Source organism: Streptosporangium vulgare, assembly GCF_042428775.1.
Lineage (GTDB): Bacteria > Actinomycetota > Actinomycetes > Streptosporangiales > Streptosporangiaceae > Streptosporangium > Streptosporangium vulgare.
On sequence record NZ_JBHMBS010000017.1, the window covers coordinates 167,562 to 184,982 of the forward strand.

Here is a 17,421-nt window from a genome sequence, read left to right on the forward strand (position 1 = left end):
ATTCTTGTACCTCCCGCCTCGCCCCGGCGGCCCCTGGAAGGTTCCACCCGTGAGAGCGTTCGTCGTGACCGGGCCCCGCCGCTTCGCCGTGCTGGACGTCGAGCCCCCGGTGCCCGGTCCGGGACAGGTCGTGGTCGACGTGGAACGGGCCGGGGTGTGCGGCACCGACATGGAGTTCTTCAGCGGCGAGATGGCCTATCTCAAGGAGAAGGACAACGCCCGCTATCCCATACGGCTCGGCCACGAGTGGTGCGGGATGGTCTCCGCCGTCGGTGAGGGCGTCGACGGCGGCTGGATCGGCACCCGCGTCACCGGCGACACCATGCTCGGCTGCGGCAGGTGCCGCCGCTGCCTGGGCGGGCTGCAGCACGTGTGCGAGGACCGCTTCGAGATCGGCATCCGGGGCGGGTGGCCAGGCGCTCTGGCCGAGCGGCTTCCCGTGCCGGTCACCGCGCTGCACGTCCTGCCGGACACGGTCGACGCGGTGGCCGGGGCGATGGTCGAGCCGGGCGGCAACGCGCTGCGGGCCGTCGAGGCCGCGAACCTCTCCCCCGGCGACCGGCTGCTGGTGCTGGGGCCGGGGACGATCGGCCTGCTCGCCGCCCGGTTCGCCCTGGCGCACGGGGCCGAGGTCCACGTCATGGGCCTGTCGGAGCCGTCGCTGGAGTTCGCCCGTGGCCTCGGGGCGCACGGGGCGTGGACCTCGGACAAGCTTCCCGATCTCCCGTTCGACGCCGTCATCGACGCCGCCAACGCCCCCGGCCTGCCCTCCCTCGCCGTCGACCTGGTGGAACCGGGTAAGCGGGTGGTCTACATCGGCCTGGCGCCGACCCCCAGCGCGGTCGACACCCGCATGCTGGTGCTCAAGGACGTCACGGCCGTCGGCATCCTGAGCGCCTCGCCCGGCCTGGCGGGGGCGATCGAGCACTACGCCTCCGGCGCGGTGGACCCCCGGCCGCTGGTGGCGGCCGTCGTCGGGCTCGACGAGGTGGGCGAGATCCTCTCCGGCTCCCGCCCCGCGGGGGCCGGACCCGGCCCCAAGATCCACGTCGATCCCCGGGCCTGACCGGGTCCCGCGACCGGCCTCCGGAGCCGTCCGACGCGGCCGGCCGGATCGGCTTCCCGGCGCACGCTCAGGTACTCGCGGATGAGGTTTCTCCTGTTCCGCCCATGTTTCGATGAGAACAAGGCGGCCATCTACCATCCTGGTCCTGTCATTCCCAGGATGACCAGGCCACTTCCTGTCCGTGGACGGCCGGCGGAGACTTCAGTCGCGGCCGGGGATCCCCCGCCGCCGGCCCGCGCGACCGTGCCGCGAGAGGCCCCGCGGCGAGGAACGGCCACGGCGAGCGGGTGACGACCGGCTCCGGGGCTCCGTCCGGCACACGACCGGCCCCGCGCCACGAAGAACACGAAGAACACAAAGAGCACGAAGAACACAAAGAACACGGAAACCGTGAAGAGCACGAACGCCACGAAAACCCTCAAGAACCCGAAAAACCGATAAGAGGACTGACAATGCCGACGTCACTACCGGGCGGAAGCCTGAAGCTCGCCGAAGACCTCACCCTCAGCCGGGTGGGCTACGGGGCCATGCAGCTCGCGGGCCCCGGTGTCTGGGGACCCCCGCGAGACCGCGGGGAGGCGATCGCGGTGCTGCGGGAGGCGGTCGAGCTGGGGATCACCCACATCGACACCAGCGACTACTACGGCCCGTACGTCGTCAACGAGATCATCCGTGAGGCCCTGCACCCCTACCCGGACGACCTGCGCATCGTCACCAAGGTGGGGGCCCGGCGCGCCCCCGACAAGTCCTGGCCGCCGGCCCTGTCCCGCGAGGAGCTGATCACCGCCGTCCACGAGAACCTCGAACATCTCGGGCTCGACGCGCTCGACGTCGTCAACCTCCGGGTCGGCGAGCTGACGGACCCGGCCCCCGGTTCGATCGCCGAGCCGTTCACCGTGCTCGCGGAGCTGCGGGAGCAGGGCCTCATCCGGCATCTTGGCGTCAGCGTCGTGTCACCGGAGCAGCTCGCCGAGGCGCGGTCGATCGCCCCGGTCGTGTCGGTGCAGAACTTCTACAACCTGGCCCACCGCGCCGACGACGACCTCGTCGACCACTGCGCCCGCGAGGGTATCGCCTACACGCCCTTCTTCCCTCTCGGCGGGTTCACACCCCTGCAGTCCGGCGTCCTGGACCGCGTCGCCTCCGAGCTCGGCGCGACTCCCTTCCAGGTCGCCCTCGCCTGGCTGCTGCACCGCTCGCCCACCGTCCTCCTCATCCCCGGTACGTCGTCGGTGGCCCATCTCCGGGAGAACGTCGCGGGAGCCGGTATCGAGCTGCCCGCCGACGTCCTCAAGGAGCTCGACGCGATCGGCGGGTGACCGCCGCCTGAGGAGGCGCTCAGCCCTTCAGGCCGGTGTGGGCCAGCCCCTCGATGAACTGCCGCTGCGCGAGCACGAACACCACCAGCACCGGCAGGGCGGTCATCGAGGCGGCGGCGAGCTGGACGTTCCACATCGGCCCGCCGTAGGCGTCGACGAACTGGGTCAGCGCCTGCGGGAGGGTGAACTTCTCCGGCGAGGAGAGGTACACGATGGGTTCGAGGTAGAGGTTCCAGCTGTGCAGGAACGTGAAGATCGCGACGGCGCCGAGCGCGGGCCGGGCCAGCGGCAGCGCGACCTTGTAGAACGTGCCGAACCGGCCGAGCCCGTCCACCCGGGCGGCCTCCTCCAGCTCGCCGGGCAGGCTGATGAAGAACTGCCGCATGATGAAGGTGGCCAGCACCCCGGGCGCGCCGAGGATCGGCACCAGGATCAGCGGCCAGTGGGTGTCGGTCAGCCCGAGCCCGTGGAACATCTGGAACAGCGGGACGATCGTGACCTCGCTCGGGATGAGCAGCCCGAGCAGCACGACGACGAAGAGCACGTTCTGGCCGGGGAAGCGGATGCGCGCGAAGGCGTACCCGGCCATGGCGGCCACCGCCATCGTGCCGGCCGTGACGATCAGGGCGATGTAGAGGCTGTTGAAATACTGGCCCGCGAAGGGCTGCAGCCGGAAGACCTGCCCGTAGGCCGAGAAGTCCCAGTCGGCGGGCAGCAGCCTCGGCGGGAAGGCGAAGATCTCGCTGACCGGCTTGAGGGACGAGGTCACCATCCACCAGGTCGGGAAGACGAACGGCACGCACAACACGCACAGCAGGCCGTACAGGAGCGTCTTCAGCCGTACCGGTATCTCACGTTTCATTGAAGACCCACCTCCTGCGCATCCGCCACTGCACGACGGTGAGCAGCGCGACGATCGCGAACAGCAGGACCGACAGCGTCGCGCCGTACCCGAAGTGATGGAACTGGAACGCCTGCTGGTACAGGTAGTAGACGAGGACGGTCGTCGACATGCCGGGGCCGCCCTGGGTGAGCACCGCGATCTGCGCGAACACCTGCAGCGACCCCACCACGGTGATGATCGAGGTGAGCAGGATGGTCGGGCTGATCAGGGGGACGGTGATCCGCAGGAAGCGGGTCCAGGCCCCGGCGCCGTCCAGCTCGGCGGCCTCGTAGAGCTGGGCCGGCACCCCCTGGAGGGCGGCCAGGAACAGCACCATGTTGAGGCCGACGTTCTTGAGGACCTGGACGACGACCACCGAGAGCATCGCCGTGCCCTCGCCGCGCAGCCAGTTGGGGCCGTCGACCCCGGCGGTGGCGAGCAGGCCGTTGAGGCCGCCGTCGTCCTGCAGCAGGAACTGCCACACGATCGTCCAGGCGACCAGCGAGACCACCACGGGCGAGAAGAACACCGTGCGGAAGAAGGTGGTCCCGCGCAGCCGCTGGTTGAGCAGGATCGCCAGGACGAGGGCGAGGCCGAGGTTGAACACGACCAGGCCGACGGAGAACAGCGCGGTTCCCCCCAGCACCTCGCGCAGGTTGGGGTCGGCGAGCAGCCGGTCGTAGTTCTCCCCGCCGACGAACTCGAAGGTCCCGGCCAGCACGTTCCACTCGTGGAGGCTGTACCACAGGACGAGCCCGAGCGGCAGGAGCACGAACAGCAGGCTGCCGAGGAGCTGCGGGGCGACGAGCAGGTATCCGACCAGGTTGTCGCGGCGGCGCACGGTCCAGAAGGCCCGGCCCCCGCCGTCCCGGGAAACCCTGCCCCCGCCGTTCCCAGGAGCCAGGCCGGCCCGGCGAACCGGGTCGTCGCCCCTGGCGGCCCGCCCGCCGGTGACCGGCCGGGCGCCGGCCCGGCCGGTCACCGCGGATCCGGGGTGTGACGCGGCCACGTCACGCACCCAGCATCGGCTGGATCTTGGCGCACACGCCGCCCAGCACGGCCTTGACGTCGGCACCGGGCTGCCAGAGCGGGTCGAGCGCGGCCCGCACGGTCTGCGACAGCTCCGCCTGGCCGGTGTGGTTGGGCTTGACGACGCCCTTCTCGATGCCGCCGATCACGACCTTCTGCAGCTGGTCGGGCTTGAGCAGCGGGTTGCTCTTGGCCATGGTGTCCGCGGTGAGCTGGGAGGCCCGGGGCGGCGGGAAGTAGGCGGCGAGCTTGGCCGAGTTGGCGGGGTTGGTGAAGAAGGCGAGGAAGTCGGTGGCCGCCGCCGCGTTGGCGGACTTCTTGAAGACGCCCAGGCCCGCCTGGCCGATCACCGAGTACTCCCCCTTGGGCCCGGCCGGCAGCGGGACGAGGTCCCAGCCGAACTTCGCGTCCTCCAGGAGCGAGGCGCGGGAGATCTGGGTGATGGTCATCGCCGAGTCGCCCGCGAAGAAGTCGGCCGTGGTGCCGGGGCCGGGGAAGGCCTTGTCGGTGAAGATCGACTTGTGCAGGAACGTCATGGCCTCGACCATCTCGGGACTGTCGAACCCGCAGGTCCTGCCGTCCTCGCTCCACGCCTGGGCGCCCCAGCCGCCCCACACCGTGGCGAGGTTGTCCCAGCCCTTGTAGTCGAAGTCACGGACGACCATGCCGGCCTTGCCGGTCTTGGAGGCGACCGCGGCGTTCTGGGCGGCGACCTTCTCCCAGGTCCAGGTGCCGTCCTTGATCATCTCGGCGGGGGTCTTCTGGCCCGCCTTCTTGAGCAGGTCGGTGTTGACGAACACGCCGAACGGCGAGGTGGAGAACGGGTAGGCGTACAGCTTGCCCTCGGCCTGCCAGAGCTTGACGGCCGACGGGGTGAGGTCGCCGAACTCGTACCCCTGGGCCTTGCCCAGCGTGTCGTCCAGCGGCGCCAGCGCGCCGGAGGAGACGAAGTCCGGCGCGGAGCTCTCCAGGATCCAGGCCAGGTCCGGGGCGTTGCCCCCGGCGATCTGGGTGGTCAGGGTGGTGGTGTAGTTCTCGAACGGGATGGGGTCGAACTTGATCTCGCCGACCTCGGGGTGGGTCTTCCTGTACTCGGCGGCGATCTCGTCGAACAGCTTCAGGTGGGCCTCGTTGGAGGTCCAGATCGTCATGCGCAGCGGCTGGGGGCCCTGCGCTGCGGGGGTGGCCTCGCCTCCCCCGCCGCACGCCGTCAGGGTGAGCAGCGCCGCCAGCGCGACGGCCGCGGGCTTTCCGAATGGTTTCATGGTCCGATCTCCTTGCTGGGAATCCCCCGGCGGTCGTGGTGGGTGACCGGTCGCCCGGCGGCCGGTGGCCGCTCGTCCGGTCGGTGGCCGCTCGTCCGGTCGGTGGCCGGTCGTGGCCGATCGGTGGCCGGTCAGTAACCGGTCACCTGCGGCCAGCGCAGCTCGACGCCCTCGCGGGTGAGCCGCCGCTGGAAGTCGGCGAGCAGGCCCTCGTCCTCGCGTACGGCGTGCGGGGTGGTGGCGTTGTCCAGGCAGAAGGCCGCGAGGGCGCCCGCGGCCTCTCCGACGTTCCACTCCACCGGGTGCAGCCGGTAGGCCCCGTTGGTGATGTGGGTGGTGCCGATGTTCTTGGACGCGGGCAGCAGGTTGGTCATCCGCTGCGGGACGAGCGCGCCGAGGGGGATCTCGAACGGCGAGCTCGCCACGTCGATGTAGTTGTCGCCCCCGGTGGAGGGGTGCAGGTCGATGCGGTACATCCCCACGCCGACGGAGTCGGCGTAGCTCACCGCGCCCTTGTCGCCGCGCACCGCGAGCGACAGGTCCTGCTCGGCGACGGTGTACAGGGCGCGGACGCGGCGCGACTCGCGGATGTAGGGGGCCTGGGCCAGCCCGCCCTCGCCTCCGCCGGTGACGTCGCCGCGCAGGCGCAGGCCGGGGAAACCGGTCCCGCCGTCGGCGCGCGGCGCCTCGGTCTGCATCCAGTACAGCACCGAGCGGGACAGCTCCCGGGCGGCGGCCACGTGCGCGGCGGCGTCCGGCACGTCGATGACCGGACCCTCCAGGTAGTCGATCATCGGCCAGTTGACCAGGGTGATGTCGCTGTCGTAGGCGCCGTCGGCGAAGTTGCGGCGCGCGGCGATCCTGCGGAACGTCCACAGGTTCGCGTCGCCGGGGTTGAGCCGCTGGTCGGCCTCCACCAGCAGCGGGTCGTCGTCCGGGTTGGGGGTGAAGGAGCGTTCCACGATCTCCAGGGTCCTGGGGTGCGGGCAGCGCCAGGACAGCAGCCGGTCGCCCCAGAAGCCGGGCTGGTAGCTCCTCCAGAACTCGTAGGCGGCGGGCTTGTCGATGGTGTGGTCGCCGTCGACGTGGTCGAGCGCGAAGCACACCGAGACGGCCTGCATGTTCATCGGCTGGGCCTCGGCGGGCGCGCTCGGCTCCCCGGTGTCGCCCTGCGACTCGAACCCCGTGACGTACTCGGTGCCGGTCAGCGGCAGCAGCTCGCCCGTCTCGGTGGCGTCCAGCACGTACGGCGCGACGGCCGTGACCTCCCCGCCCCCGTCCCGGTGCTCCAGGCGCACGGCCCGCACCCGGTCGCCGTCGACCTCCGCGCCGACCGGCCGGTACGGCTGCAGCACGCGCAGCCGCCCCGAACCCCGGTACGGCGCGAGCATGGCCTCGATCACCGCGACCGCGACGCGCGGCTCGTGGCACAGGCGGCTCACGTGCCCGGCGCCCGGGTTCAGCTCCCGCCAGGCCCGCGACCGCGCGGTCAGCGGGTAGTGGTCGCGATAGTAGCCGCGGATGCCCTCGCGCAGCGCCCGGTAGGAGGCCGTGACGCCGAAGCGCTCCACCCAGGAGTGCTCGTCGGGCGGTACGGCCTGGCTGGTCAGCTGCCCGCCGAGCCAGTCGTACTCCTCGGTCAGGATCACGGTGCGCCCGGCCCGCAGCAGCGCCAGGGCGGCGGCGACGCCGCCCAGCCCGCCGCCGACGACCACCGCGTCCGCCGATATCTCCACCACTTCGGGGGTCTCTCCCATCATCGTCGTTCTCACTGCCCTCTCGCCGTTCTTGGCGCCTTCGGCGCTTCCGGCGCTCTCGTCGTCGCCGGCGTTCTCGTCGCCGCCGGGGTCCTCGCCGTTCTCGCCGTTCTCGCCGCTTTCGGCGATCTCACCGTCCGGTCGGCTCTGTCCTGTCAGCTTCATCCGGTCAGCTCCGGGCCGGCGCGAGCGTGGATCCCTCGACCAGCTCGCAGGCCAGTAACTCCTGCGGCGTCCCCCCGCCGCCCTCCAGCACCTCCGCCAGCAGCTCGACGGCCCTGCGGCCCATCTCCTGCCGGGGGATGCGGAACCCGGTGAGGTCGACGTCGACGCGGACGGGCCTGGTCGGCGCGCCCAGCGCGAGGATCGACAGGTCGCCGGGGATCGTGAGACCCCGCTCGCCCGCCGCGTGCATGATCGCCACTATGTCGGCGGGCTCCTCGACGAAGGCCGCGGTCACCCCGGTGGCCGACAGCTCCCCCAGGATCTCCTCGGGGGTCCTGCCGATCACCGGCACGTGCGACCCCTCGGCCCCGACGGCGGCCACCGCCTCGCGGAAGCCGCGCATGCGGTCGGCCGGCGACTCGGCGCCCGCCCCGGTGCCGACGTAGGCCAGCCTCCGGTGGCCGAGCCCCGCCGCCCGGTCGACCAGGGCGCGCACCGCGGGCGAGTAGTCGGCGCCCACGTACGGCACCGGGGCGCCCGCGTCGTCGCCGCGGCCGATGGAGACGAAGGGGATGCCCTCCGCCAGCAGCCGGGCCAGGTCGTCGCGGTCGACGGCGCGCCCGAGGAGCACGCAGCCGTCGGCCAGCCGCACCCGGCTGTCCTCGTTGAAGATCCGGCGCCGCTCCCCCGCGGCCCTGGCGCTGGTGAACAGCAGCAGGTCGCAGCCCATCTCCTCGGCGCACTCCTCGATGCCGAGCAGGAAGGGGTGGTAGAAGTCGGCGCTCGCGGTCGGGAAGACCGCCTCGTAGGTGAAGACGCCCAGGATGCGGTTGCGCCGCTCGGCGAGCCGCCGGGCGACCGGATCGGCGACGTATCCGGTCTCCCTGATCACCCGCAGCACCCGCTCGCGTGTCTCGGGGGCGATGCGGACCTCGGCGTCGGTCCGGTTGTTGAGGACGAGCGACACCGTCGTCTGGCTCACCCCCGCGATGCGGGCGATGTCCTGCTGGGTGAGTCGGCGGCCGGGGGAGGTCACGATCCGTAGCGTCCCATCTGGTGATAATGCGCATTAGCGAGGTTGGGACGTCATCCTGCAATCAGCCACCGGATCCTGTCAAGAGCCGGGAGCAGGGATCATGAAATGGAAATTCCGCCGGTGATAATCCGTATTAGCACCTTGACGGGCGGGCGCGCCTGACCGAACCTTTGCGATCAGAGAGATGTCCTCACCATCACTCACGGTGAAAGTTGTCGCGAAGGGACGGTCAATGTCTGAACCCCTCCTGGACCGCCGCGGACTCCTGCGCACGGCGGTCGGCGCCGGTGTCGCCGGCGGTCTCGGGCTCGCCCTCCCCGGGGCGGCCACGGCGGCGCTCGCGGAGACGTCCGCGCCGGCCGGTACGGCGGCCGCGCTGGGACCCGCCGGATTCCCCACGTACCAGTACATCGGCACGCCGTTCAACAAGGCGAGCCTGCGCTACAACCCGACCAACGAGCTGATCTTCCCCTGCATCCGGGGCATGTACGACAAGATCGCGAGCCCGCTGGGACGCTACTACCTCTACTACGCCCCGCACGACCCGCCCGGCGGCATCTGCCTGGCCTACGGCAACTCGCTCGGCGGCCCGTTCACCGAGTACCCGAACAACCCGATCATCTCCAACACCTGGTCACCGCACTACTCGGTGAGCCACGTCTCGTCGCCGCACATCATCTGGAACGCCGCCGCCCGGCAGTTCTACATGTACTTCCACGGCGAGAACAACACCACCCGGATGGCCTGGTCGACCGACGGCGTGCGCTTCACCTACCACGGCACGGTGCTGACCACCGCGATGATCCCCGGCTCGACGGAGACCTCCTACGCCCGGGTCTTCGAGCACGCGGTCCCGGGGCTGGGCAACAAGTACGTCATGATCTTCATGGGCGTCACCGGCGGCTCCCGCAAGATCTTCTGGGGCTGGTCGTCCAACGGCAAGAGCTGGCAGTTCGACCCGGCCCCGCTGGTGTCGCCCGCGCCCGACGGGCAGACCGACCTGTCCGGGCCGCACCTGCTCAAGCGCAACGGCACCGCGTACGTCGTCTACCACGGCAACAGCGGGAACATGTTCCTCACCGAGGTGGGCAACGCCTTCGACCGGGAGGTCCACCTCGGCGTCTTCCACCGGCCCCTGACCGGCGCCCCCGACGGGGGGCGCAGCGCGGCGCCCTCCTTCGGCACCGACGGCGGTGTGGAGTACATGTTCTACGAGGCGGGTCAGCGGAGCGGGTCGACGATCGCCGTCGCCCGCGCCGTCTAGGCGGGAACGCGCGCTCCCGGACGGCTCCGCGGCGGCGGTGCCGTCCGGGCCGCGTTCCCGGAACACGGGTCCCGCGAGCCGGACGGCTCCCCAGGACCTCCGGAGATCTCCAGGACCCAGGCCCCGGGAGGTCCCCGGGAGGCCGAGGTCCCGGGAGGCCCCTGCCCGCTGGGCCCGGAACCCGCCGGGCGTCGCGCGATCCGAGGCGCGAGCCACCGGCCGCCCCGGCAAGAGATCTTTCCGCGACCAAAAGGGCTTTCCCCCAGCGAACGGACCCTCCGGCGGCAGCGGTGGGAGCATGGACACATGAACGTGGTGGTGCTGTCCGACACCCACGCGCCCAGACGGTGGAAGTCGTGCCCGCCGGCCGTGGCCGAGCATCTGCGGGGCGCGGACCTGATCCTGCACGCGGGCGACGTCTGCGTCGCCGGGGTGCTGGACGAGCTCGCCGCCTACGCCCCGGTGCGGGTGGTGAAGGGCAACAACGACGGGCCGGACGTGGTGGCCCCCGAGACGCTCGAACTGGATCTCGGCGGGCTGCGCGTGGCGATGATCCACGACAGCGGCACGGCGCAGGGGCGGCTCGCCCGGATGCGGCGCCGGTTCCCCGAGGCCGATCTGGTGGTGTTCGGGCACTCCCACATACCGCTGGACCACGGCGACGACGGGTTTCGCATCTTCAACCCGGGATCGCCCACCGACCGCCGCCGCCAGCCTCACGGCACCCTGGGCACACTGCGTGTCGAGGAGGGCCGCCTCGTCGAGGCGAGGATCGTCCCCGTCACCTGACGCGCCGCCCGAGGTGTCGCGACCCGTCACTTCCATCGAGGTGCGCGGCACGATATACACGTGTTACACACCGGTTAATTGTCCTTCAGGACAAATAAAGCATCGAGCACCACGGCAACCAGCGCGGCGGCGCGCGCCTTGCCTGACTTATCCCCCAGGTCAGGAAAGGACCCCTATGTCACAACGTTCTCGACTCTGGAGCCGGTTACTCTCCATGACGTCCGCGATCGCGGACGACACCCCGGCGGTTCCGGCGGATCTGGCGGCCCCGATGGCGCCGGTGGCTCCGGCGGTTCCGGCACGGCGATCCCCTGGAAGGCCCGGAAGGCTTGAAGGGAAGGCCAGGCGGAGGTTCGCGACGGTCAGGCGGAGGTTCGCCCGAGGTGGCCTGGCGGCCGCCGTGGCCACGATGACCGGCGCGGCCCTGTTCGTCCCCACCGCGGCCCAGGCCGCCGACCCCGCCTACCAGGTGCTGGTCTTCTCCAAGACGGCCGGCTTCCGGCACGACTCGATCCCCGCGGGCCTCCAGGCGATCCGCGACCTGGGCTCGGCCAACAACTTCACCGTCACCGCCACCGAGGACGCGGGAACCTTCACCGCGTCCAACCTGGCGCGCTTCAAGGCCGTGGTGTTCCTCAGCACCACCGGTGACGTGCTCGACGGCACCCAGCAGACCGCCTTCGAGTCCTACGTCAACGGGGGCGGCGGCTACGTCGGCATCCACGCCGCCGCCGACACCGAGTACGACTGGCCGTTCTACGGCAACCTCGCGGGCGCCTGGTTCAAGGGACACCCGGCCGTCCAGCAGGCGACGGTCAGGACCGAGGACCGCGCGCACGCGGCCACCGCCCACCTGGGTCCGACCTGGTCCAGAAGCGACGAGTGGTACAACTACCGCACCAACCCGCGCAACAGCGCGCGCGTGCTGCAGAACCTCGACGAGGGCAGCTACAGCGGCGGCGACATGGGCGACCACCCGATCACCTGGTGCCGTCCGCTGGCGTCCGGCCGCTCGTTCTACACCGGGCTCGGGCACACCGCGAGCTCGTACACCGAGTCGGGCTTCCGGTCGCTGCTGCTCGGCGGCATCCGGTACGCGGCCGGGATGGCGAAGGCCGACTGCCGCCCGGAGACCGGCTACACGACCCTGTACAACGGCTCGACCACCGGCTGGACGCAGAGCGGCCCCGGCGGCTTCACCAACACCGACGCCACCCTCACCTCCACCGGAGGCATGGGCGTGCTGTGGTACTCGGCGAAGAAGTACCTCTCCTACTCACTGAAGCTGGACTGGAGGGTCGCCGGGGACGACAACTCGGGCGTCTTCGTGGGCATGTCGGCCTCCGACCCCACGAACACCTCCAAGGGGTACGAGGTCCAGATCGACGCCACCGACGCGGTCGACCGCACCACCGGGTCCATCTACGCGATCAAGGCCGCCGACGTCGCGGCCCGCGACGCGGCGCTGAACCCGCCGGGCGCGTGGAACACCTACGAGCTCCTCGTCCAGGGCGAGCGGCTCCAGGTCTTCCTCAACGGCGTCAGGATCAACGACTTCACCAACACCGACCCGGCCCGCAGCATCCGCGAGGGGCACGTCGGCATCCAGAACCACGGCACGGGCGACGACGTCTCCTTCCGCAACGTCCGGATCAAGGAGCTGGGCGGCACCGGCCCGATCCAGACCACGGCCGAGGCGGAGTCCTACACCTCCAACTCGGGCGTGCAGGTCGCCGACCACGGCCCGGCCAGCGGCGGCAGGACGGCCGGGTTCATCGAGAACGGCGACTGGGTCGGCTACTCGTCGATCAGCACGGCGGGCGCCACCGCCTTCGGCGCCCGCGTCTCCTCCGCCGGGTCCGGCGGCACCATCCAGGTTCGCTCGGGATCGGCCACCGGGACCGTCCTCGGCTCGGTGGCCGTACCGAACACCGGGGGCTGGGAGACCTTCCAGAACGTCTCCACCCCGCTGACCGGATCGGCCTCGGGACCGCTGTTCCTCACCTTCACCGGTGGCGGCGGGTTCCTGTTCGACGTCGACACCCTCACCCTCACCAGGTGAACCTCGGCTCGTGGCGCGCCGCCCCGGCGCGCCACGAGCCGCGGCCCGGCCTCACGACCATGGCGGGGGAAGGTCAGGAAGGACCCTCCCCGGCCGTCCACCGTGACCGTCAGGCCACCACGTCGGCGAGGCGGTCGACCTGGTCGGCGTCACGGGCCCAGCAGTAGAGCACCACCTCGTCGGCGCCGAGGTCCGCGAACGCGCCGATCACGTCACGGATCCGCTCCGGCGTGGTGAGCATGTTCTCGACGACCCGGGTGGTGTCGCCCAGGAAGCCGTAGTAGGAGGTGATCGCCTCCGTGGCGTCGCGGACGGTGTCCTCGGGGCCGAGGGCGACGTTGACCTGCGCGACCATGCGAGGCCGTCCGGCCCGTCCCGCCTGGGTCCAGGACCTCTCGACGTCGCGCATGAGCCGGTCGGCCATGCCGGCGGGCGCGGCGCACAGGTACCCGTCGCCCCACCGGGCGACGCGCTCCATCGCGGTGGGGGCGAAGGCGCCGATCAGGATCTCCGGGCCGCCCTCGCGGACGGGGGCCGGCCCGATCGGGCCGACCTCCTCGCTGTAGGGCTCACCGGACCAGACGCGCCGCAGCGTCGCCAGCTGCCTGTCGAGCCGGCGCCCGCGACCCCGGACGTCGGCTCCCACCGCGAGGTAGTCGTCCTGGCGTGTCCCGATCCCGATGCCGAGGGTGAAACGGCCGCCGGACATGCGGTCCAGGGTCGCGGCCTGCTTGGCGAGCAGCGCCGACTCGCGAAGGGGACCGAGCAGCACCTCGGTCTGTACGCGGATCCGCGAGGTGACCCCCGCGACGGCCGCCAGCGTGATCAGGGGCTCGGGGTTCGCGTAGACGAGACGGTCGAGCAGGCCGAGGGTGGTGAAGGGACCGGCGTCGGCGCGCCGGGCCCAGGAGAGCAGCGACAACGGATCGCTGATGGGCAGGCCAAGACCTACGTTCATGGAATCCAACCTCCAGAAGGGCATGCAAAAGGAACTGCCGCCCCTCCAGCACCGGGCACGGTCACCGTGCGCGGCGCGCTCCCTTACTGCGACGTCTTTCCGGGGAGCGCGATCCTTGGAGTGCCACCATTGTAACCACTGTCCCCTCCCCTACCACACGCTCACGTCCGCGCGGGTTCCGCGGGCGCGCCCACCCGCGCGCTGTGCCGGAGGAAACCGCCGCCCTGCAGTACGAGGATGAGCACGCTCGTGACGGCCATCGCCGCCCACAGGCCGGTCAGCCCCCGGGCCGCGGTCACGGGAGCCGCGATCAAAGCGAGCAGGCCGTACCCGGCCACGGCCGAGCCCAGGCCCCAGGCCGGGCGCCTGAGGCCGGTCAGACCGGCGGACATCGCGATCCCGCAGCTGTTCGCGACGGCGTGGACGGCCAGCAGGGGCACCAGCGTGAGGACCAGGGCCAGCACCTCCGCGTCCGAGGTGAACAGGCCGACCACGAAGGTGCCGAGGAACGCCGGCAGGAGCACGCCCGCGACCGCTCCGGTGGCCGCGAGCAGCAGCGCCACCCGGTTGACCAGGCGGGCCGCGGCCGGAGAGGCGGCCCTGGCGATCTCCGGCGCCGACGCCTGGCCGACGGCGAACGCGGTCAGCGCCAGGAACTCGGCGAGCGATCTGAGGATCGCGTGCGCGGCCGCCCCCCGCGCGCCCGTCCGCGCGGCAACGTAGGTCAGGCCGCCCAGGACCGTGAACTTGATCAGCACGGTGGCGGACATCGGGATGCCCACCCGGGCCATGCTCAGGATCTCGCGTGACCGGGGGCGTCCGGGCCACAGCGGCTGCCCGGCCAGCCCGGGAACGCGCAGCAGGCAGGCGTTCGACACCGTCACGGCGACGGCCGTGGAGGCCACCAGCGCGATGCCGGTGCCGTGGACGCCCAGCCAGGGCACGAGGGTGAGGAGGAGGACCACCTCGACGGCCGTGCTCGACAGGCCCGACCAGAGCACCTGCCGGCTGCGGCCCAGCGCGATCAGCACCGCGTTGGCACCGCCGCCCGCGGACAGCAGCAGCACGTTCAGGGCCAGGAGCGGCGGCAGCATGCCGAACTCGGCCGTCACCTCGCCGGGCACCCCGCTCGCCCGCGCGATCAGCGGGACGCAGAGCACGGCACCGGCACCCACCGCACCGAGCGCGACGGTCAGCCAGCGCGCGTCACGCAGGATCGGCAGCGCCTCGGCCGGGCTCTCACGATGGGGCGCCACGAACGGCGTCATGCCGCGCAGCCCGGCGGCGAGCGCGGCGGTGACCGGGTTGAGGACGGCACCGGCGAGCGCGAAGGCGGCCAGCGCCGCCGTCGCCCGGTGCCCGAGCAGGGCGGTGCTGACGAGCTGGGCGACGATCCCGGCACTCATGGACAGGAAAAGGGGAACGGCCGCGCTCAGGATCGCGCGATGGGGAGAGGACATGAACACAAAATCCCGGGAGGTCGACCGCCCGGGATACGTGATCATTATACCACCCGGTCCGCACGGTGATCGTCGAGCGGTGACGCGACGGCTCCCGGGCGGGAACACAGCGGTTGGCGGGCGGCAGCCGCAGCGGCCGGCACGCAGGCAGGCAGGGGTACGACGGCCGGCGGGCAGGGACGGCACGCCGCCGGGCCGGGGCGACGCCGGGCCGGGCCACGTCCACTGTCACAGGAGCCCGCCGCCCGGACGCACGCGGGTTGGTTCAACGAGAAGATCTCTTAGATATGATCTTGTGGTGGCGAGATCGGTGCTGGCGCGGCCCGAGATCGCCGCCGCGGCCGGTGATCCGGCGATGATCCGCCCTCCTGACGGCGGAGCGGCCCGCTCGGCGCAGGGGGCCTGTCGCTGGGTCGCCGAGCACCGCGGCGCGCCGAACCAGGGACCGGCGGGCCGGGGAACGCGGAACACGGGTCGCCCTTCTTGACGACGAGCCGTCCGATCTTGACGATGGGCCGTCCGAGCGCTTCGACGATCATGAGGACCACGCCGATCACGGCGGCCCGAAAAGCACCCGGCTCCCGCAGGGGCGATGCAGTCCACGACGTGCCCGTGGTGAAAGAGAGAAGGCCCGGCCGGTTCCGGACGCCGTACCGCCGGGCCCGGACACGCTCGGCGATCGCTCGTACACTTTCTGGCGCGGCCGGTGAGGCCGAACGGTCCGGTCAGGAGAGGGCGGGGTCGGGGAAACGATGAGTGAGGCCCCTCAGGGCGGCCAGGGCCCTCGGCCCGCGGGAGAGACGGCCGGTGACGGGCTGGAGTCGGTCACCTGTCACGAGGACCTGGTGAGGCTGCTGGCCGAGCAGTTCGCGCGGGCCGACGTGTCGCTCCGGGAGCTCCAGACCCGGGCGGACCGGGCGGGCGGGGCGCGGCTGCCCCGCACCACCTGCGCCGACATGCTGGCCGGTCGGCGCTTTCCCAAGAAGGCGGTGATGGTGGCGTTCCTGCGGGGATGCCGCGTCCCCGACCATCGGCTCCCGGCGTGGGAACGGGCGTGGGAGCGGGTGCGTGTCAACCAGATGTCCGCCGGGTCCGGGGAGGATCGCGGTGCCGGGCCCTCCGACGGCACGCCGCCCGCCGCCCGGGTCGTGACCGCACCCGGCGACACGGGGGCGGCCCGTACCGCCGGACGGCGTTGGCGGCGGGCCGCCCTGCTCGCGGCGGTGGCCGTGCCTGCGGCCACCGCGACCCTGGGCGTCGTCATCGCGCTGAGGGTGACGCCGCGACACGGCGCCCCCGAAGGGGTGCCCGGCCACGTCGTGGGTCCCGCCCACATCGTCAGCGACGATGGCCGTGCGTTCCCCCGCGGAGGGTCGAGCCGGTTCACCGTGACCGTCGACCCGGCCAATACGGGCGTGCGGCTGACCCGCAGGCTGGACGTGGGCGTCGGGCTGCAGCACGCCACCATCACCGTCAACGGGACCCCGGCCGCGGAGTGGCGACCGCTGCTCGAAGACGGCGTCTACAAGTGGAGGAACCAGATCGTCGCCATCCCGCCGAGCCTGACGGCGGGGCGACGCTCGCTCGCCATCGTCAACACGTGCGTGTCCCCCTCGGGCTTCAACGAGTTCCTCTACACCGTGGAGCACAGGGTCGGCGGTGTCTGGTCGACCGCCGACACGGTCGACGTCGGCCGCGGCCACACCGCGAGCGAGGCCGCGCACGACTACCGCGTCGTCGGGGAGGACTGGGCCGGTCCCCAGACCTTCTCCTATCCGCCGCGGAAGGAGGACTGGAGCGTCTGGTGAGCTCCGACGGCTTTCGGTCACTTGATCGTTTCGGGGCGGCTCGCCAGGGTTGGGCGCCCTTCTCCGGATCGGATCTTGTCCGCCAGTGCCCGAGGGGGTTCCCGTGCGCCGTTACCGTTTCGGCAGAATCGCCACACCGCTCGCCGCCGTCTACGTGGCCACGGTCGTCGTGGCCGGTGATGGCCGAGGAACAGCGCAAATGTGATGCCACCCCGCGTCACCGCCTCCTCGTCACGCCCGCCAGGGCGGTCCGCCGCAAGGAGCCCGAGTGGCCCGAGGCGACGAAGTCCTCGTCACTCGCGCCTCTGACAGACCCGGACAGCCTTGGACGGCCCCGGGCGGCGGTCGCGCCCGGGAGGGCCGCCGGTTCGGGGTCACATTCCACGGCCGGAGGCGGCGCCCCCTCTTCCCCGGGTCTCTTCCCCGGGCGGCGGGCCGCCCCCGCGTCAGGGGCGGCCCGTTCGCTCAGTACTGGCGGGTGGGCAGGGCCTGCTTGGCCTGCTCCTGGGTGAAGGTGGTCTCCTCGGTCACCACCCGCTCGGGCACCTGCTCACCGGCGA

At 71.8% G+C, this 17,421-nt stretch carries 13 protein-coding genes; 6 read left to right on the forward strand and 7 right to left on the reverse strand.

The annotated features are described in order from the left end of the window. Positions 1–49: 49 nt before the first annotated feature. Complete coding sequence (locus ACFFRH_RS29950; protein ID WP_344745998.1) at positions 50–1,066, forward strand: zinc-dependent alcohol dehydrogenase; 1,017 nt, start codon at positions 50–52, stop codon at positions 1,064–1,066. Between the two features lie 452 nt (positions 1,067–1,518). Continuing rightward, positions 1,519–2,385 carry an oxidoreductase gene (locus tag ACFFRH_RS29955; protein ID WP_344745999.1) on the forward strand — a complete coding sequence of 289 codons (867 nt, stop codon included), beginning with the start codon at positions 1,519–1,521 and terminating at the stop codon, positions 2,383–2,385. 19 nt (positions 2,386–2,404) lie between these two features. Here the strand turns inward: ACFFRH_RS29955 and ACFFRH_RS29960 are convergent, their stop codons facing one another. From ACFFRH_RS29960 to ACFFRH_RS29980, 5 genes are all read right to left on the reverse strand, one after another. Next, positions 2,405–3,247: a carbohydrate ABC transporter permease gene (locus ACFFRH_RS29960; RefSeq protein WP_344746000.1), complete on the reverse strand. Its 843-nt coding sequence runs from the start codon at positions 3,245–3,247 to the stop codon at positions 2,405–2,407. Continuing rightward, on the reverse strand, positions 3,237–4,277 hold the full coding sequence (locus ACFFRH_RS29965) for a carbohydrate ABC transporter permease (RefSeq protein WP_344746001.1): 1,041 nt from the start codon (positions 4,275–4,277) through the stop codon (positions 3,237–3,239). Before ACFFRH_RS29965 ends, ACFFRH_RS29960 begins: the two co-directional genes overlap by 11 nt. A gap of 1 nt (position 4,278) precedes the next feature. Further along, complete coding sequence (locus ACFFRH_RS29970; RefSeq protein ID WP_344746002.1) at positions 4,279–5,562, reverse strand: ABC transporter substrate-binding protein; 1,284 nt, start codon at positions 5,560–5,562, stop codon at positions 4,279–4,281. Between the two features lie 131 nt (positions 5,563–5,693). Beyond that, positions 5,694–7,484: an FAD-dependent oxidoreductase gene (locus ACFFRH_RS29975; RefSeq protein ID WP_344746003.1), complete on the reverse strand. Its 1,791-nt coding sequence runs from the start codon at positions 7,482–7,484 to the stop codon at positions 5,694–5,696. Between the two features lie 4 nt (positions 7,485–7,488). Beyond that, entirely contained in the window at positions 7,489–8,520 is a 1,032-nt protein-coding gene (locus ACFFRH_RS29980) for a LacI family DNA-binding transcriptional regulator (RefSeq protein WP_386161052.1), read from the reverse strand. Between the two features lie 232 nt (positions 8,521–8,752). Here ACFFRH_RS29980 and ACFFRH_RS29985 point away from each other — a divergent pair, with 232 nt between their 5' ends. From ACFFRH_RS29985 to ACFFRH_RS29995, 3 genes are all read left to right on the forward strand, one after another. Next, entirely contained in the window at positions 8,753–9,784 is a 1,032-nt protein-coding gene (locus ACFFRH_RS29985; RefSeq protein ID WP_344746005.1) for a glycoside hydrolase family protein, read from the forward strand. 306 nt (positions 9,785–10,090) lie between these two features. Beyond that, positions 10,091–10,573 (forward strand): metallophosphoesterase family protein, encoded by a 483-nt coding sequence (locus ACFFRH_RS29990; protein WP_344746006.1) that lies wholly within the window; start codon positions 10,091–10,093, stop codon positions 10,571–10,573. 409 nt (positions 10,574–10,982) lie between these two features. Continuing rightward, the gene (locus tag ACFFRH_RS29995; protein ID WP_386161060.1) at positions 10,983–12,635 is read left to right on the forward strand and encodes a ThuA domain-containing protein; all 1,653 of its coding nucleotides are present in this window, start codon (positions 10,983–10,985) and stop codon (positions 12,633–12,635) included. Between the two features lie 109 nt (positions 12,636–12,744). On the opposite strand, the gene ACFFRH_RS30000 is transcribed toward ACFFRH_RS29995, so the two are convergent. Continuing rightward, entirely contained in the window at positions 12,745–13,593 is an 849-nt protein-coding gene (locus ACFFRH_RS30000; RefSeq protein WP_386161053.1) for an LLM class flavin-dependent oxidoreductase, read from the reverse strand. Between the two features lie 161 nt (positions 13,594–13,754). Beyond that, the gene (locus ACFFRH_RS30005) at positions 13,755–15,053 is read right to left on the reverse strand and encodes a polysaccharide biosynthesis C-terminal domain-containing protein (RefSeq protein ID WP_386161054.1); all 1,299 of its coding nucleotides are present in this window, start codon (positions 15,051–15,053) and stop codon (positions 13,755–13,757) included. Between the two features lie 752 nt (positions 15,054–15,805). Here ACFFRH_RS30005 and ACFFRH_RS30010 point away from each other — a divergent pair. Beyond that, a complete protein-coding gene (locus tag ACFFRH_RS30010) occupies positions 15,806–16,861 on the forward strand; it encodes a hypothetical protein (RefSeq protein ID WP_386161055.1) in 1,056 nt (351 codons plus the stop codon). Positions 16,862–17,421: the final 560 nt, after the last annotated feature.

Excerpts from the sequence above, each read along its gene's own strand:
- ACFFRH_RS29955 (WP_344745999.1), top strand. The coding sequence starts at position 1,519 with ATGCCGACGTCACTACCGGGCGGAAGCCTGAAGCTCGCCGAAGACCTC.
- ACFFRH_RS29960 (WP_344746000.1), bottom strand. The coding sequence starts at position 3,247 with ATGAAACGTGAGATACCGGTACGGCTGAAGACGCTCCTGTACGGCCTG.
- ACFFRH_RS29970 (WP_344746002.1), bottom strand. The coding sequence starts at position 5,562 with ATGAAACCATTCGGAAAGCCCGCGGCCGTCGCGCTGGCGGCGCTGCTC.
- ACFFRH_RS29975 (WP_344746003.1), bottom strand. The coding sequence starts at position 7,484 with ATGAAGCTGACAGGACAGAGCCGACCGGACGGTGAGATCGCCGAAAGC.
- ACFFRH_RS29985 (WP_344746005.1), top strand. The coding sequence starts at position 8,753 with ATGTCTGAACCCCTCCTGGACCGCCGCGGACTCCTGCGCACGGCGGTC.
- ACFFRH_RS29990 (WP_344746006.1), top strand. The coding sequence starts at position 10,091 with ATGAACGTGGTGGTGCTGTCCGACACCCACGCGCCCAGACGGTGGAAG.
- ACFFRH_RS29995 (WP_386161060.1), top strand. The coding sequence starts at position 10,983 with ATGACCGGCGCGGCCCTGTTCGTCCCCACCGCGGCCCAGGCCGCCGAC.
- ACFFRH_RS30000 (WP_386161053.1), bottom strand. The coding sequence starts at position 13,593 with ATGAACGTAGGTCTTGGCCTGCCCATCAGCGATCCGTTGTCGCTGCTC.
- ACFFRH_RS30005 (WP_386161054.1), bottom strand. The coding sequence starts at position 15,053 with ATGTCCTCTCCCCATCGCGCGATCCTGAGCGCGGCCGTTCCCCTTTTC.
- ACFFRH_RS30010 (WP_386161055.1), top strand. The coding sequence starts at position 15,806 with ATGAGTGAGGCCCCTCAGGGCGGCCAGGGCCCTCGGCCCGCGGGAGAG.